The organism is Paraburkholderia sp. BL21I4N1, assembly GCF_002973525.1.
Classification (GTDB): Bacteria; Pseudomonadota; Gammaproteobacteria; order Burkholderiales; family Burkholderiaceae; genus Paraburkholderia.
Map to the genome: position 1 here is coordinate 793,317 of NZ_PVEN01000001.1, position 16,421 is coordinate 809,737.

The window sequence follows — 16,421 nt, forward strand, 5'->3', positions numbered from 1 at the left end:
CCCGGATATTGTCGGCCGCCACGCGGTTCTATAATCGACCGCACCCGTTCGCCGCGACATGGCGCGGGCGAACGCTTCCTCTTTCGCACGGACCACCGGACCCGCCGATGAACACGCTGGCTCACGCGCTCGAATCGAACGACACCACGCTGGCCGGCATGCTGTCGCACTTCCGGCTGCTCGAGCCGGTATTCGACGCCATGCCGGACGTCGTCTTTTTCGTCAAAGACGCAGAAGCGCGCTATGCGCTCGTCAATCGCACGCTGGCCTCGCGGTGCGGCTTCAAGGAAAAATCGGCGCTGCTCGGCAGCACTGCCGAAGACGTCTTCCCGCGCCGCTTCGGCCGCATCTACACGGCACAGGACAAGGCCATCATCAACGTCGGCAATCAGATGATCGACCAACTCGAACTGCATCTGTATCCGGGCCGTCAGCCGGGCTGGTGTCTGACCTGTAAGCAGCCGCTGCGCGACCCGGCGGGCAAGGTGGTCGGCCTCGCGGGCATTTCGCGCGACCTGAAAGCGGACGAAAGCAGCCATCCGGCCTATAGCCGCCTCGCCGCGGTCGTGCAGTCGATTCAGGACAATTACGTGCAGCCGCTGAACCTGAAGCAACTGGCGGCCATGGCGGATATGTCGGTCGCGCAACTGGAGCGCTACTTCCACAAGGTCTTTCACCTGACGCCGCGTCAGGTCCTGCTGAAAACCCGGCTGGACGCGGCCACCGCGCTGCTCGTCTCGCACGACAAGGTCACCGACGTCGCTGCGCTCTGCGGCTACACCGACCACAGCGCGTTCACGCGGCAGTTCAAGGCGACCGTCGGCATCACGCCGACCGAATACCGGATGCTGCTGCACGGGACGTCGCGGGCCTGAGCCACTGCCTATGGTCCGTCGCAAGCATCACTACTACGTCTACGTCGTCGCGTTGGACGACACGGTCTGGAACGAGGCGCGCTTTCGTCGAGCGAATCCGGATTACCGGTTCGACAAGCCTTGCGTGTACGTGGGTATGACGGGACTCGATCCGGACCTGCGCTTCGACCGGCATAAAGCTGGCATTCAGGCGAACCGCTATGTGCGCGATTACGGCCTGCGTCTCGTGCCCGAGTTGTACGAGATATTCAATCCCATGCCTTATCGCGGCGCACAGGATATGGAGGTGGAATTGGCGATCGGACTGCGCGAGGCGGGCTACGGCGTGTGGCAGGCTTAAGGCGGGGGCGTGCGGTTGTTTTCGACGGCCTGCGCCCGGCGGGCGCGCTCAACTCATACCAAACGCTACAAAAATCTCGTGCGAGAGTCGCTGGACTCGCACGGCAGGGCGCTTTACTTCACGCCGAGTCCGCGCAATACCGCATTGCCTTCGGAGGTCAGACGGAAATGCGCCGCGCCGGTCTCGCCGCTGGCAACCGTCTCGATCAAACCGGCCTCGTGAAGCTGCGGAATCTCGGGTTTCGCGGAGGCGTCGATCGGTGCGTGCAGCAACAGCAGCAGGGTGGCCAGTTCGTGGTGGCTCAGCAGGCGGCGCAGGATGGTAGGACGCTTGGCCGGCGCGGGTGTATCGTTCGTGTTCTGATCTGGCTTGTTCATGGTGCGCACCTCGTGCGGATTAATCGTCTGCGATGGATCATGCGGACGAAGTCTTAAACGATTCTTAAGACACCATTATCCTGTAACACCGTGACACGAAGATTGCACAAACACCGGTTACCGCTTGTTTCCATTGCCCATTCTTACCGCCGCCGCGCACGTGGCGACGGCGCGCTAACCGCGCGCCAATCTTACGGCGCGCAGGTTTTGCCGGCCTGTTCGATCCACAGGTTGCTCACATGGCGTTTGCCCGCGTAGAAGCGGTAAGTGGTCGCTCCATTGTCGGCGCGCACTTTGACAATGTTCGAATCGCCGAAATCGAGCATCTGACCCTGCGGGATCGAGGTGGATTTGAAAGCGGCGTTGTGATTGGTCGCGACTTGCGTCAGGCAGGCGACCACATCGTTGACGGAGCGCTGCGTAGTGGTGTCGGTGACGGGTTCACCGGCATCCGGGTTCTTCTGGAAGTAGGCGCAAGCGCTGAGAAGGACGGGCACTGACAGGACTACGGCAAACTTCTTCATATCTCTCCTGGCGTTCGATTCGGCCGATGGGACGGGCGACGCCCGCATACGGGGCGCAGCGGCGCGGGCAATGCCGCGCGTTCAAAGGCGCCATTATATCGATGCGGTGTGGCGCCTTGCGGCGGTGCCGCATGTGGCGTGCCTGACGCGCAACCCGCCGGCCTTTGCCCGCTGCCTGGCCTACTTCCGCCGCTGCGCCTGCGCGGCGAGTCTCACGGCCGCATTCGCCGCGCCATACCCGTCATATCCGCCGCGTCGCTCGACGATCTCCAGGAAAAACCGCTGATCCAACTGCTCCGTGTAAGCGTGGAAAAACTCGCCGCCGCGCTCGTCGCGGTCATAGAGAACGTTATGCGCGCGCAGTGCGTCGAGCGTTTCATCCGGCAGCGCAAAGCGAGCCTCTAAATCGTCGTAGTAATTGCGCGGAATGCGCAGTACCGGCAAGCCATCCGCGACGAACCCGGCAATCGCGCCGAAAATGTCCGCCGTGCTGAACGCCACGTGATTCAGCCCGGAACCGTGATAGGTATGCAGCGCCTCCGCCACCGCCGTGTGGCGATCCACCGACGCATTCAGCACGATCCGCACCGAGCCATCGCCGCTGCGCAACGCGCGGCTGCGCACCAGCCCGTACGGATCGGGCACCAGCACGCCCGGCTCGGCCTGAAAACCCAGCGCGGTGCGCAGAAACAGCACCCACGTATCGAGCGAACTCGCCGGTACCGACAGGCAAACATGATCGATGCGCGCGAGCGGACCCACTTCGGCCGGTCCGTTGACGTCGGTGAGGACGAAATCGGCCTCGAACAGCGTGGGCCGATCCGGCGCTTCGTCGACGAAATAATTCAGACTGCTGTCGGGCGCCTGCACGGCGGGCAGCACGCGTTCGTTCGGGCCGATCTGACCGGAGAACGGCACATAGCCGAACCCGGCGGCGCGCTCGAACGCCTGCCGCGCGTCGTCGACGCGAAACGCCGACGCGCACAGCGACAAGCCGTGCTGCTGAAAGAACGCATTGGCAAACGAATCGGGCTCGGCGTTCAGCACGATCGACGCCGCGCCATGCTGAAACAGCGTCACGTCTTTCGAGCGATGCCGGCCCGCTTGCCGGAAGCGCAACGTGTCGAGCCAGTCGACCAGATGCGCGCGCGTGGTCGGATCGACGGCGAACTCCAGAAATTGATAGCCGACGTGCGCGGGCGCCGCCGGTGAACGGTAAAGATCGCCGATCGACTGCTGCTCGGCGTCCAGCAGGGCGCGCGTCTGCTCCTCGAGGAACAGCAACGAGCGATGCCCGTCCGCCGCCGTGGTCGTCGTGGGCGCCGCGCGAAAACCGTCGTTGAAAATTTCCAGCGAAAGCGGGCCCGTATAGCCGGTTTTGACGATCTGCGCGGTGAAACCGGCCAGATCGAAATCGCCCTGGCCGGGAAAACAACGGTAATGGCGGCTCCATTCGAGCACGTCCATGGCGAGCTTCGGCGCGTCGGCAATCTGTACGAAAGCGATGCGTTCGCCTGGAATCTCGCCGATAGCATCGACGGTGTCGTTCAGCGACAGCGTATGAAAACTGTCGAGCACGAGCCCGAGATTGGGATGATTCACTGCGTTCACCAGTTTCCACGCATGCCGGTAGGTCTTGACGTGCTTGCCCCACGCCAGCGCTTCGTAACCGGCGATCACACCGGCCGCCTCGGCCGCGCGGGCCAGCGCGCCGAGCTGGTCGGTCATCAACGCATCGTCGCCGATGGTGTCCGGTGAGACGTTGCTGCATACCAGAATCCGCTCCGTACCCAGTTCGTGCATCACGTCGAATTTGCGTTTCGCACGTTCGAGATTGCGCGCGAGGCGCTCCGGGCTCACGCCGTCAAAATCGCGGAAGGGCTGGAACAGCATGATTTTCAGCCCGAGATCGCCGGCGATACGCCGCACGTCGGCGGGCGAGCCGTCGAAATACAGCAGGTCGTTCTCGAAGATCTCGACGCCTTCGAAGCCCGCCGCCTGGATTGCGGTCAGCTTCTCGACAAGGGTTCCGCTGATCGACACGGTGGCAATCGAACGTTGCATGAACGGCTCCTGCAAAACAATCAAACAGCTACGGAAAAACGCCTGACGGCGACCGGCGAAATGCGCGCGTGAGCGGGTTGGCCGCACATGGTGCAATGCGCAAAATGGTCTAGTCCGTTACTCGTCATAGTAATGCGTGCGCAAGAATAAACGGTCATGGTCGCAGTTTTCGATAGTCTATACAAACTAACTAGATGGTACAAATTCGTAGAAACCCCGAATGACGACGTCGACGGATGCGCGCACACTTCGTACACGTTGTAGAGCCGCCGCGATTGCGCGACGGGCTTCAGGTCTTACTTTGCAGGGGTGTCGCCATGAGTTTTGCCTCCGTCCTGGTCCTCAATGGACCGAACCTCAATCTACTCGGCACGCGCGAGCCCGCCATCTATGGCGCGGAAACGCTCGACGACGTCGCGAAGCTGTGCCGCGATGCGGGCGAGCGGCTCGATCTGTCGATCGACTTCTGTCAGTCGAACGCCGAGCATCAACTGATCGACTGGCTGCACGCCGCGCGCACCAAGGTCGATGGCGTCGTGATCAATCCGGCGGCTTATACGCATACCTCGGTGGCGATCGCCGACGCGCTCACGGTGATCGAAAAGCCCGTGATCGAAGTGCATATTTCAAACGTGCATCGGCGTGAGGCGTTCCGGCATCACTCGTATGTGTCGGCGGTGGCGGAGGCCATCATCGTCGGATGCGGCACGCAAGGCTATGTGCTCGCGCTCGAGCGCATGACGACTATTCTTAAGAATAGGGCGGCTAAATGAACGCACCCTTGAACACACCCGTGAACGCACAAACTCACTCGCAGGCCTCGGCGCATTCCTATCTGGTCGGTCTGATCGGCTCGGGCATCGGCGGCTCGCTGAGTCCCGCGATGCATGAGGAAGAGGGCAGCCGGCTCGGACTGCACTACGTGTACCGGCGTATCGATCTGGAAGCGCTGAAACTCGATATTTCAGCGCTGCCGGACCTGCTGCTCGCCGCCGAACGCATGGGTTTCAACGGCCTGAACATTACCTATCCGTGCAAGCAGGCGGTGATTCCGCTGCTGGACGAACTCTCCGACGACGCGCGCGCCCTCGGTGCGGTCAACACGGTGCTGTTCAAAAACGGCAAACGGATCGGCCATAACACGGATTGGTCCGGCTTCGCCCGCGCTTTCCAGCGCGGCTTGCCGGACGTGTCGCTGGCGCGCGTCGTGCAACTCGGCGCGGGCGGCGCCGGCGCGGCGGTCGCGCATGCCGCGCTGAGCATGGGCGCGCAGGCGCTCACGCTATTCGACGTGGACGCCGCGCGCGCGGCTTTGCTCGCCGCCGAGTTGCAGCAACGCTTCCCGTCGCGCACGGTCAACGCCGGCAGTTCGTTGGCGGAATCGCTGGCGGCGGCCAACGGCCTGATTCACGCGACGCCCACCGGCATGGCGAAATTGCCCGGCTTGCCGTTGCCGGCCGACTTGCTGCACCGCGATTTGTGGGTGGCGGACATCGTCTATTTTCCGATCCGCACCGAGTTGTTGCGGGCGGCCGAGGCGCTGGGTTGCCGCACGCTCAGCGGCGGCGGCATGGCGGTGTATCAGGCGGTCGACGCGATGCGTATTTTCACGGAACTCGAACCGGACGCCGAGCGCGTCTACACGCATTTCCAGTCCTTGCTGCCCCACACCGAAGACTAACCGTCCGCCGACACTGCAATACGAACGGGACCATAAACAGACCGAGGAGAGAGAGACGCCATGCCCCAACCGATCCCATCCAGCCCCGCGAACGCCCCGAAGGATATTCCCCTGGGAGACGCCATAAGCACCACGCGCCGCTCTAAAGCCCGCTACCAGATTCTCGGGCTGCTCGCGGTCGGCACGATGATCAATTATCTCGACCGCACGGTGCTCGGCATCGCCGCCCCGCAATTGACCAAGGAACTCGGCATCAACGCCGCGCTAATGGGCCTGCTGTTCTCGGTGTTCTCGTGGAGCTACGTGGCGTCGCAGATTCCGGGCGGCCTGTTTCTGGATCGCTTTGGCAGCAAGCTCACGTATTTTCTGTCGATGACCTTCTGGTCGCTTTTCACGCTCGCACAAGGACTGGTACACGGAATCGGCGCGCTGTTCGTGTTCCGCCTCGGTCTCGGCGTCTCCGAAGCACCGTGCTTTCCGACCAATAGCCGCGTGGTCGCGACCTGGTTCCCGCAAAACGAACGCGCCATGGCGACCGGCACTTACACGGTCGGCGAATACATCGGCCTCGCGTTTTTCAGCCCGTTTCTGTTCATGCTGATGGGCGCGTTCGGCTGGCGGTCGCTGTTCTTCGTGGTGGGCGGCGTGGGGCTCGTGTTCGGCCTGATCTGGTGGGCGTTCTATCGTGAGCCGCGCGATCATCCGTCGGCGAATCAGGCGGAGCTCGACTATATCGAAGCGGGCGGCGGTCTCACGCATCGAAAGAAAGACGTCAGTGCCGCGGCGCTCGCGGGTGCGTCCACGAAAAGCGGCTTCGAATGGCGCACCATTGGGCGTCTGCTGAAGCACCGGCAATTGAGCGGTATTTGCCTCGGCCAGTTCGCCGGCAACTCGACGCTGGTGTTTTTCCTCACGTGGTTTCCTACCTATCTCGCCACCGAGCGTCACATGGCGTGGCTCAAGATCGGCTTCTTCGCGATCATGCCGTTCATTGCCGCTTCGATTGGCGTGATGTTCGGCGGCTTCTTCTCCGACTGGCTGCTGCGCCGCGGCAAGTCGGCGAACGTGGCGCGCAAGCTGCCGATCATCGCCGGCCTGCTGCTCGCGTCGACGATCATTCTCGCCAACTACGTCGAGAGTAACGCGGTGGTCATCGTGATTCTGTCGGTGGCGTTCTTCGCGCAAGGCATGGCCGCGCTGGGCTGGACGCTGGTGTCCGATATCGCGCCCGAAGGTCTGCTCGGCGTGACGGGCGGCATTTTCAACTTCGCCGCGAATCTGGCCGGCATCGTCACGCCGCTGGTGGTGGGTTTTATCGTCGCGGCGACTGGCTCGTTTGTCGGCGCGCTGGTGTTTATCGGCGCGATTGCCATGGTCGGCGCGCTGTCGTACATCTTTATCGTCGGCGATATCAAGCGGATCGTGCTGGTGGATTGAGTCTTCCGCCGCAATGACCAGCAGCAAAAAAAGCGGGACGTGGTGCGAACCACGTCCCGCTTTTCATTGCACCACTGCACCGTTGCCGGCCTCAATCTTCCTTGCGCACGAAACGCAGCACGGCGTCGACGATCATGGCGCGATGTCGCGCCCGCAAGCGCGGATGCGACGGATCGCGGCCAAACGCGGCGCCGAAGGTATGGCGATTGCCGACACGGTGAAAGCACAGCGAGCTGATCATCAGATGCAGATCGATCGCGTCGATGTCGCTGCGGAATTGCCCCGTCGCGATACCTCGCGCGAGCAGATCTTCGATCGTATGAATGACGGTGACGTTGCGGCCTTTGAAGGTCTTCACCTGCTCGACGTATTTCGCGCCGTGAATGTTCTCGATCGTCACGAGACGCACGAAATCGCGCTGCCGGTCGTGATAGTCGAACGTGAATTCGACCAGCGCGCGCATGCCCGCAATCGGGTCGAGCTCGCTGATGTGCAGATCCTGTTCGAGCGCGCGGATGTCGCCGTACACCTTTTCGAGCACCGCCTGGTACAACCCTTCCTTGCTGCCGAAGTAGTAGTACAGCATGCGCTTGGTGGTGTTGGTGCGTTCCGCGATCGCGTCGACGCGCGCGCCCGTCAGGCCCATTGCGGAGAACTCCTGGGTCGCGACCTCGAGGATGTTGCGCTTGGTCTGTTCGGGATCGTACTTGCGACGCGTGTCGGTGCGCGGAGTGTCCGACGGGATGCCGTTGGTATCAGGCTCGGCGGCCTTGCTTCCCTTTTTCATTGTGTATTCGAGCGGCAGTGACGGCGCATTCTAGCATGGCGAAAACGGCGTTTTACGCCGGTTTCGGCCGCTAGCTATGACGCATTGACGCGCGTCACGAAGCGGGCCGCGTCGGCCGGCGGCGCTCGGCCAGCGCGTCGCGCGTTTGCATCGCCGTGTAGGTCAGTTGCGCGGCCGCGAGACCGAGCGCGCCGAAGGTGGGCGTCAGGCCGAAAGTGGCGAACGCATCGGGCACCGGCCGCTCGCCGGCAATCGCGGCCGCCAGCAATTCGCCGGAGACGGTGGTCGGCGCCATGCCGTGACCGCCGAAGCCGACCGCGTACCAGACGCCGTCCACGCTGCGGCCGATCTGCGGCATCTTGTGGCGTGCGTAGCTCATCAGGCCGCCCCACGCGTGCTCGATCCGCACGTCGCGCAATTGCGGATAGACCTTCAGCAGATCGCGTCGTAACAGCCGCGCGATGGTGTCCGGCGCGCGGTCGCGCACGGAGATGCGCCCGCCCCACAGAATGCGCGTGTCGGGCAGCGGACGGTAGTAGTCGAACGCGAAGCGGGTGTCGTAGACGGCGGCGCGGGTGTCGAGCGCGTCGCTCAGACGGGCGCCGAGCGGTTCGGTGGCCATCACGTAGGTGGCGATCGGCAGCACCGCGCGTTCGACCTTCGCGTAGACCTTGCGTGCGTAGCCGCCGCCTGCCATCACGACGTGTTGCGCGTCGAGCACGCCATGCGGCGTATGCACGACGAATCCGGCGCCGTCGCGCTGCAAACGGACTACCGGCGACTGCTCGTGTATCCGCACGCCGGCGCGCGCCGCGGCGGCGGCCACGCCGAGCACGTACTTGAGCGGATGAAAGTGAAAGGCGTTGCGCTCGAACAGGCCGCCGTAATAACGGTCGGTCTTGAGTTGCGAAGCGAGTTGCGAGGCCGCCACCGGTTCCCAATCGACGCCGAACCCATCGCGCATCAGGCGCCGTTGCGCGTCGAGGCGCGCCGGTTCGTCGAACCAGTTGGCGAGGATCACGCCGGCGTCGGTCGCGTCGCAGTCGATCGGGTAGCGTTGAATACGCTGACGCATCAGATCGACGGCGTCCGTGGTCAGCGTATAGAGCTCACGCGCATGCACGGGACCGAGGGTTTTCAGCAGATCGGCGCAATCGAGACTGTAGCCGCCGAACACGAAGCCGCCGTTGCGCCCGGATGCGCCGAAACCCACCTGCTGGGCTTCGAGCACCGTGACGTCGGTGACGCCCCGTTCAGCGAGTCCCAACGCCGTGGACAACCCCGCGAGCCCGCCGCCGATGATGCAGACGTTCACACTGCGCCGCCCGTCGAACGGCGCATGGACGGACGGGCGGCTAACAGTGGCTTCGTAAAAGCTTTGCATGCGGATAGGTTGGTAGCGGCAACCAGGCGCCCGTTCAGGACACCGGCAGCAGCTTGCCGCTAAACACCACCGGACCGCTCGGCGCATTCGGATTCGGCGAGCCGCCCGGCGCTTCGATCGACACCGCCAGCGCCGCATAACTCTCCGGCTTCTGCTGACCGGCCGGCACCTTGCCGCTCGCGCTGTCGGGCAGCATACCGAGCGCGACTGGATGGCCGCTCGCCGGAATGCCCCACAATTCCATCGCGCGGCCCGCGGGCAACTCGACGTTGCCGAGCGGATGCAGCGTCATCGTGGAATGTGCTTCGTCCCACGCGACCAGCATGACCGGATGCGAGTCTTTGTTATTCAGCACGGCGACATGCGAAACGGCCGTTTCGGGCTGTTGCGCGACGACCGGCGCGGTGGCGGGTGTGGCAGAGGACGGCAACAGCGAGCGCACCGCGACCACCACCGCGACCGCGGCGAGTCCGGTGACGCCGAGCGCCCAGCCGCGCCAGAACGCCAGGTTCTCGAACAGGCTGCGCGACGGCCGCGGCGGGGTTTCGACCATGGTGCGCGGCCGTGCCGCTTCACGTGTGGCGGTGAGCCCGAGACGCCGTTCGATGGCTTGCCACACTTCCGCCGGCGGCATGCGCGGTTCCGCGAGTTCGGCCATCGGCGAGATGCGCCGCTGCCATTCGTCGACGGCTCGACGCACGGTCGTGTCGTGTTCCGCGTACAACTGGAAGCGGCGCCGGGCGCCGCCGCGCAGCGTGCCGAGCACGTATTCGGCGGCCAGCAGATCGACCAGCCGAGGATAGCGATGCAGGTTCATCACTCGCCTCCCAGACAGGTTTTCAGCTTGGCCAGGCCGCGCCTGATCCAGGATTTGATGGTACCTAGCGGTACCGTCAGCACGTCGGCGATCTCGCTATGGCTCTGATCGCGCAGGTAGGCGAGGGCCACCGCCTGTCGCTGCGCCGGTTCCAGCTGCTGCATGCAGCCGGCCAGCAAACGCGCCTGCAGGCTGACCGCGGTCAGCGCTTCGGGATCCGGATCGCCGGTTGCCACGAGATCGTCCAACGCATCGCTCCATTCTGTTTCCTGCGTGTTGACCCGCCGCAGGTGATCGAGAGCACGGTTTCGGACGATTGCCGACATCCACGTCATGGGGGCGGACAGTGCGCGGCGATAGTCGCCGGCAAAGCGCCAGATATTGACGAAGCTGTCCTGCAACACTTCTTCTGCCCACTCGTGCTTGCTCAATATACGGAGCGCGAGGCCAAACAGTTTCGGGGCGGCGAGATCATATAGCTCACGCAATGCCGCCGCGTCTTCTTTGGCAACACGTTCGAGCAGCTCGGCAAGGGTTTCCGGCGTTAATTCTCGAGGATTGGCGGTCATGGAGAGAGATAGGGTGGGCGTGCGGGCCTATGTTACTCAATTTCGCCGATGTCTTATATGCGGGTTTTTTTCCGGGCGCGTGCATCCGTTGCGGCGCGCTTTGCGTATAGGGCTGCAGAGCCCGGCGGTGCGGGCGTCGACATCATCCTGGAGAAGACCGGCTGGCCAGCGGGTGGCCGGTTAAACCCGTTGCGGCCGCAAGCGCTTCAGCGACCCCAACGCAGCACCAACGGGTCGAGCCGCCGTGCGACTTTCAGAAGTCCTTCCCGCGTGGCCGGATGCATGGACGGCAGCGGATGGCGCACCGCGTCCGAGCGAATCACACCGCCTTCCTTCATCAAGGCCTTGCACGACGCGAGGCCACCCTGGCGGTTCTCGTAGTTGATCAGCGGCAGCCACTGCTGGTAATGCGCGGCGGCCGCCTCGGGATCGCCGCTCGCATAGGCGTCGACGATCAGGCGGATGCCGTCCGCATAGCCGCCGCCCGTCATCGAACCCGTTGCGCCCGCATCCAGATCGGCCATCAGCGTGATGGCTTCTTCGCCGTCCCACGGGCCCACTACCGCGTCGCCGCCCAGCTCGATCAGTTCGCGCAGTTTGTTCGCCGCTTGCGGCACTTCGATCTTGAAATACGACACATGCTCCAGTTCGCGCGCCATGCGGGCGAGAAACGGTGCCGACAACGCGGTGCCGCTGACCGGTGCATCCTGGATCATGATCGGCAGATCGATCGCGTCCGACACCGTGCGGTAGAACTCGTAAATACCGCGTTCGCCGATACGGATCGTCGCGCCGTGATACGGCGGCATGATCATCACCATCGCGGCGCCGGCCTGCTGCGCGCGTCGGCTGCGTTCGGCGCATTGCTGCGAGCTGAAATGCGTGGTCGTGACGATCACCGGCACGCGGCCCGCCACATGGTCGAGCGCGAGGTGCATCAGCGTGTCGCGCTCGTCGTCGGACAGCGCGAATTGCTCGGAAAAGTTCGCCAGAATGCACAGACCATTCGAACCGGCGTCGATCATGAAGTCCAGGCAGCGTTTCTGGCCGTCGAGGTCGAGACCTCCGGCGTCGTCGAAAATGGTCGGCACGACCGGGAAGACACCGCGCAACGCGGTGGATGGGGTTGTCGTTGGCATGATAGGGGCCGTCCAAAAAGGGGGGGTTGAATGTCTCCGCGCCGACTATACGGCGGCGGACAGCCCGGGGTATATTGAATTGTTTCCATCTTGTGATCGCTTTTGCGACTCACCTGTAACGCCCCATGAAAGACACCCTGAACGTTTTGCTGTCGAAACTGCGCATGAAGCAATTGCACTTGCTGATCGCGCTCGACGACCAGAAGTCGCTGCACAAAGCCGCCGGCACGATGTCCATGACGCAATCGGCGGCCAGCAAGGCCTTGCAGGAACTGGAATCCATGCTGGAGGCACCGCTCTTCGAGCGCTCGAAGAGCGGCATGATTCCGAACCCGCTCGGCCACTGCGTGATCCGCTATGCCCGCCTGATGGCGACCGACCTCACCGCGCTGTGCCAGGACGTCGCCGAGATCCGTTCCGGGCGCGGCGGACGTCTCGCGGTCGGTGCGATCATGGGCGCGATTCCGGCGTGCGTGGTGCCGGCGCTGAATCAGTTGCATGCCGGGCAACCGGGGCTGTCGATCGAGGTGGTGGAAGACACCAGCGCGCGCATGCTGCAGCAACTCGACGACGGGCGGCTCGACCTGGTGATCGGCCGGGCGGCGGTAGCGGGCGATCCGTCGAAGTATCACTATCGGCCGCTCGGCGACGAGCCGTTGTCGGTGGTGGTGGGGCATGGCCATCCGCCGTTGCCGAGGCGGGAGGTGACGCTGCGCGACCTGGCCGGTCACCGCTGGGTGACGTACCCCTCGCAGATGCCGTTGCACGCGTTGCTCGAACGCGAGATGGATCTGGCCGGTCTCGAGATGCCCGACAACGCGATTTCAACGGCTTCCACTTTCGTGACGGTCGCGTTATTGCACAGCAGCGCCGACTTGGTTTCGCTGCTGCCGACCGCGATCGCCGGTTTGTTCGTCGCGCGGAAGATGCTGCGCGTCGTGCCGGTCAAGCTGAAATCGCCGTCGCAAACCTTCGGCATCGTGACGCGCAAAGGCGGTGTACTGTCGCCGCCGGCGGAGCGGTTTATCGAACTGGTGCAAGCCCACACCGTGGCGCAGGCGCAATCGCACGAACAGCTCGAACGACCGGTGCGCATACGGCGCCGGCGAGACGCGGCGCCAAAGCAAAAAACCGCCTGAGAAGACGGTTTTCCGGTACGCGAAAGACTTTCAATATCTCACGACAAACCGGCCGCCGCCATGTCTTGCGAAGGGTGTTGTAGCCGCGACACTGTCGGGTAAATCCGTACCGATCGCGCTTCCAGGTTCCGCGCTAAACTGCTCCGAAGGTGCGCCAGATCCAAGAGCTGGCGCCCTGTCGGGGGGAGCAACCATGAATCGGCCACTGGTTCGGTTACCGTTTCGCGCAACAGGCATGGCGCCTGTTCGGAAATGGTTCAAATGGGTGTTGGCGGCGGCGTTTCTGCTTGCGCTGGCACTCGCGGTGCGCTTCTGCCAGATCGAGATTCAGACCTCGCGGCTGCAGGCGCGCTATCTCTCCGAACTGACTCGCGACGTGGGCTTTTCCGTCGCCGAAGGTCCGAGTCATTCCATCCGTTTCCCTCAGACAGACCAGGGCCCCTACGACAGCCGGCTCGGCTACGCGTTGCTGCCGTCCATCCAGCAACGTCTGCTGCAACGCGGGTTTGAAATCAGCGCGCAGGCGCGCGATTCCGACCGCATGCTGTGGCTATCGGATAACGGTTTGTTCCTGCCGTACGCGGAGAAAGATCAGGCGGGTTTGCAACTCGTCGACGGCACCGGTGCGCCGCTTTTCGCTGCCCAGTTTCCCGGCCGCGTGTATGACGATTTCGACGCGATTCCGCCCGTGGTGGCGAATTCGTTGCTGTTTATCGAAGACCGCTATCTGCTCGATCCGGATCAGCCGAATCGCAACCCGGCGATCGACTGGGGACGCTTTAGCCGCGCGCTGATCGATCAAGGCGCGCGCGTGTTCAACCGTCATCAGTCGACGCCCGGCGGCAGTACGCTCGCCACGCAGATCGAGAAATTCCGTCACTCGGCGGGCGGCCGTACGGCGACGCCGCCGGAGAAGCTGCGGCAGATTGCATCGGCTTCGGTGCGTGCGTATCTGGGCGGCCCGCAGACGCTGCCTGCGCGCCGGCAGATCGTGGTGCATTACTTGAACTCGGTGCCGCTCGCCGCGCAGCCGGGCATCGGAGAAATCAACGGGATCGGCGACGGCCTCGCCGCCTGGTACGGGCGCGATTTCAACGACGTCAACCGCATTCTGAAAGCGCCCTCCACGCCAGCGAATTTGCCGGAGCAGGGGGTGGCGTTCAGGCAGGTGCTGTCGTTGATGATCGCGCAACGTGCGCCCTCGTACTTCCTGCATCACGGCTACGACCAGCTCGAACAATTGACCGACAGTTATCTGCGTTTACTCGCGAGCGGCGGCGTCGTGTCGACGCCGTTGCGCGACGCTGCGCTGTCCGCGCGGGTCGAGTTGCATCGCACGCCGCATAGCACGCCGAATGCGGATTCATTCGTCTCGCGCAAGGCCGTCACATCGATGCGCTCGCATCTATTGGCCGCGCTCGGCGTGCCGAGTTTTTACGAACTCGACCGTCTCGACCTGCAAGCCACGGGCACGCTGAACAATGCGGTGCAGCAGGCCGTGAGCGAACGGCTCGCGGCTGCCGGCACGCGCGACGGCGCCAAGGCCGCGGGTCTGGTCGGTTTCGAAATGCTGCGGCCGGCGGACGATCCGTCGCGAATCACCTACAGCTTCACGCTGTTCGAACGCACCGGCGGCGCGAACCTGGTGCGTGTGCAAACCGACAGCGTCAACCAGCCGTTCGACATCAATTCCGGGGCGCGGCTGAATCTCGGGTCGACCGCGAAACTGCGCACCGTGGTCACGTATTTGCAGATCGTCTCCGATCTGCATACGCGTTATGCACCGCTGAGCAACGCGGAACTGAAAGCGGTCAAACCCGATCCCAACGACCAGCTCACGCGCTGGGCGCTCGACTATCTGACGCACACCTCGGACCGCTCGCTGCAACCCATGCTCGACGCCGCGGTGGAACGCAAATACTCGGCCAATCCTGGCGAAACGTTCTACACAGGCGGCGGCGCTCAAACCTTCAACAACTTCGAAGCCGACGACAACAGCCGCATTCTCACCGTACACCGCGCGTTCCAGCATTCCGTGAATCTGGTGTTCGTGCGCTTGATGCGCGACATCGTCCACTACGAAATGGTGCAGACCACCGGGCCGTCGTCGCAATGGCTCGACGATCCGGCAATCCGCAAACAGTACTTAACGCAGTTCGCCGATCAGGAAAGCCGTGTCTACCTCGGGCGTTTCTACACGAAGTACCACGACAAAAATCCCGATCAGGCGCTCGCGCTGCTGCTGCTCGGCGTGCGCAAATCGCCGCCTAAAGTCGCGACCGTGCTGCGCAGCGTCGCGCCGGACGAGTCGAACGCGTGGTTCAACGCGAAGATGCGCGAGGCGCTGAAAAACACGCCGGCGGCCTCGGTGCTGGATGACGAAGACCTGGCCAATCTATATGCGAAGTACGCGATGAACCGCTTCAATCTGAACGACCGCGGTTATATCGCGAGCGTGCATCCGCTCGAACTGTGGACGCTCAACTATCTGCGCCAGCATCCCGACGCCACGTTGAACCAGATGCAGAGCGCGAGCCGCGACGTGCGTCTGTCGACGTATTCATGGCTCTTCAAGACGCGCTACCACGCCACCCAGGATCGCCGCATCAAGCGCATGGTCGAATTGCGTGCCTACGAGGCGATCGGCAAATCGTGGCAGGCGCTCGGCTATCCGTTTTCGAACCTGACGCCTTCGTATGCCGCGGCGATCGGCGCATCGGGCGACCGGCCCGCCGCGCTCGCGCAACTGATCGGCGTGATTGCCAGCGACGGCAGTAAATTGCCGACCGAGAGCCTCACGCAAATCGACTTCGCGAAAGACACGCCGTACGAAACGCATTTTCAGCGCGCGGCGGTAGCGCCGCAGCGGCAGGTATCGCCGGAAATCGCGGGTGTGGTGAAAGTGTTATTGCGCGATGTCGTGCTGGGCGGCACGGCGAAACGTCTCGCGCAAGGCATGACCTTCCCCAACGGCCAGACGCTCGAGGTGTACGGCAAGACGGGAACCGGCGATCAGCGCTTCAATGTGTTCGCGAAAGGCGCGCGGCTGATCGAGTCGCGCAAGGTGAATCGCAGCGCGACGTTCGTGTTCGTCATGGGCGATCGGTTTTACGGTACGTTGACCGCTTATGTGCATGAACCTTATGCCGCGCACTATGAGTTCACCAGTGCGCTGTCCGTGCAGTTGCTGAAGTCGCTGGCGCCGGTGTTGCAGCCGCTGCTGGAGAAGGCGCCAGTGAAGACCGCTGCGACCGCCACGAAGGTGGCCGCGCAATAACGCTCTGCCAG

Annotated in this window: 15 protein-coding genes; 7 read left to right on the top strand and 8 right to left on the bottom strand. The window is 63.6% G+C overall.

The features are described from left to right. The first annotated feature begins 107 nt into the window (after positions 1–107). Entirely contained in the window at positions 108–875 is a 768-nt protein-coding gene (locus B0G83_RS03410) for an AraC family transcriptional regulator (protein WP_105505987.1), read from the top strand. Between the two features lie 10 nt (positions 876–885). Next, positions 886–1,215, top strand: coding sequence for a hypothetical protein (locus tag B0G83_RS03415; RefSeq protein WP_105505988.1), 330 nt, complete (start codon positions 886–888; stop codon positions 1,213–1,215). A 113-nt stretch (positions 1,216–1,328) separates the two neighbouring features. On the opposite strand, the gene B0G83_RS03420 is transcribed toward B0G83_RS03415, so the two are convergent. From B0G83_RS03420 to B0G83_RS03430, 3 genes are all read right to left on the bottom strand, one after another. Next, positions 1,329–1,592, bottom strand: a complete 264-nt coding sequence (locus B0G83_RS03420) for a hypothetical protein (RefSeq protein WP_105505989.1) — start codon at positions 1,590–1,592, stop codon at positions 1,329–1,331. Positions 1,593–1,783: 191 nt separating this feature from the next. Then, positions 1,784–2,116, bottom strand: coding sequence for a hypothetical protein (locus tag B0G83_RS03425; RefSeq protein WP_105505990.1), 333 nt, complete (start codon positions 2,114–2,116; stop codon positions 1,784–1,786). 180 nt (positions 2,117–2,296) lie between these two features. Then, on the bottom strand, positions 2,297–4,180 hold the full coding sequence (locus B0G83_RS03430) for a bifunctional sugar phosphate isomerase/epimerase/4-hydroxyphenylpyruvate dioxygenase family protein (RefSeq protein ID WP_105505991.1): 1,884 nt from the start codon (positions 4,178–4,180) through the stop codon (positions 2,297–2,299). A gap of 317 nt (positions 4,181–4,497) precedes the next feature. Here B0G83_RS03430 and aroQ point away from each other — a divergent pair, with 317 nt between their 5' ends. Genes aroQ through B0G83_RS03445 form a run of 3 tightly spaced genes read left to right on the top strand, consistent with a single transcriptional unit; the run spans position 4,498 to position 7,298 of the window. Then, positions 4,498–4,953: a type II 3-dehydroquinate dehydratase gene (aroQ, locus tag B0G83_RS03435; RefSeq protein ID WP_105505992.1), complete on the top strand. Its 456-nt coding sequence runs from the start codon at positions 4,498–4,500 to the stop codon at positions 4,951–4,953. Then, complete coding sequence (locus B0G83_RS03440) at positions 4,950–5,861, top strand: shikimate dehydrogenase (RefSeq protein WP_105505993.1); 912 nt, start codon at positions 4,950–4,952, stop codon at positions 5,859–5,861. Before aroQ ends, B0G83_RS03440 begins: the two co-directional genes overlap by 4 nt. A gap of 60 nt (positions 5,862–5,921) precedes the next feature. Next, positions 5,922–7,298 carry an MFS transporter gene (locus B0G83_RS03445; protein ID WP_105505994.1) on the top strand — a complete coding sequence of 459 codons (1,377 nt, stop codon included), beginning with the start codon at positions 5,922–5,924 and terminating at the stop codon, positions 7,296–7,298. A 91-nt stretch (positions 7,299–7,389) separates the two neighbouring features. Here B0G83_RS03445 and B0G83_RS03450 read toward each other — a convergent pair whose 3' ends face one another. The 5 genes from B0G83_RS03450 to B0G83_RS03470 form a co-directional block, all read right to left on the bottom strand. Then, positions 7,390–8,085: a TetR family transcriptional regulator gene (locus B0G83_RS03450; RefSeq protein ID WP_105505995.1), complete on the bottom strand. Its 696-nt coding sequence runs from the start codon at positions 8,083–8,085 to the stop codon at positions 7,390–7,392. Between the two features lie 94 nt (positions 8,086–8,179). Next, positions 8,180–9,469 (bottom strand): FAD-binding oxidoreductase, encoded by a 1,290-nt coding sequence (locus B0G83_RS03455; RefSeq protein ID WP_105505996.1) that lies wholly within the window; start codon positions 9,467–9,469, stop codon positions 8,180–8,182. Positions 9,470–9,503: 34 nt separating this feature from the next. After that, positions 9,504–10,286, bottom strand: a complete 783-nt coding sequence (locus B0G83_RS03460) for an anti-sigma factor domain-containing protein (RefSeq protein WP_105505997.1) — start codon at positions 10,284–10,286, stop codon at positions 9,504–9,506. Beyond that, positions 10,286–10,855 (bottom strand): RNA polymerase sigma factor, encoded by a 570-nt coding sequence (locus B0G83_RS03465; RefSeq protein ID WP_105505998.1) that lies wholly within the window; start codon positions 10,853–10,855, stop codon positions 10,286–10,288. The genes B0G83_RS03460 and B0G83_RS03465 overlap by 1 nt, the downstream gene beginning before the upstream one ends. Positions 10,856–11,061: 206 nt before the next feature. Next, positions 11,062–11,994 carry a dihydrodipicolinate synthase family protein gene (locus B0G83_RS03470; RefSeq protein WP_105505999.1) on the bottom strand — a complete coding sequence of 311 codons (933 nt, stop codon included), beginning with the start codon at positions 11,992–11,994 and terminating at the stop codon, positions 11,062–11,064. A 125-nt stretch (positions 11,995–12,119) separates the two neighbouring features. Here B0G83_RS03470 and B0G83_RS03475 point away from each other — a divergent pair, with 125 nt between their 5' ends. Together B0G83_RS03475 and B0G83_RS03480 are read left to right on the top strand one after the other, a co-directional pair. Beyond that, a complete protein-coding gene (locus B0G83_RS03475; RefSeq protein ID WP_105506000.1) occupies positions 12,120–13,133 on the top strand; it encodes a LysR family transcriptional regulator in 1,014 nt (337 codons plus the stop codon). Positions 13,134–13,326: 193 nt separating this feature from the next. Further along, positions 13,327–16,410 carry a transglycosylase domain-containing protein gene (locus B0G83_RS03480; protein ID WP_105506001.1) on the top strand — a complete coding sequence of 1,028 codons (3,084 nt, stop codon included), beginning with the start codon at positions 13,327–13,329 and terminating at the stop codon, positions 16,408–16,410. Positions 16,411–16,421 lie beyond the last annotated feature (11 nt).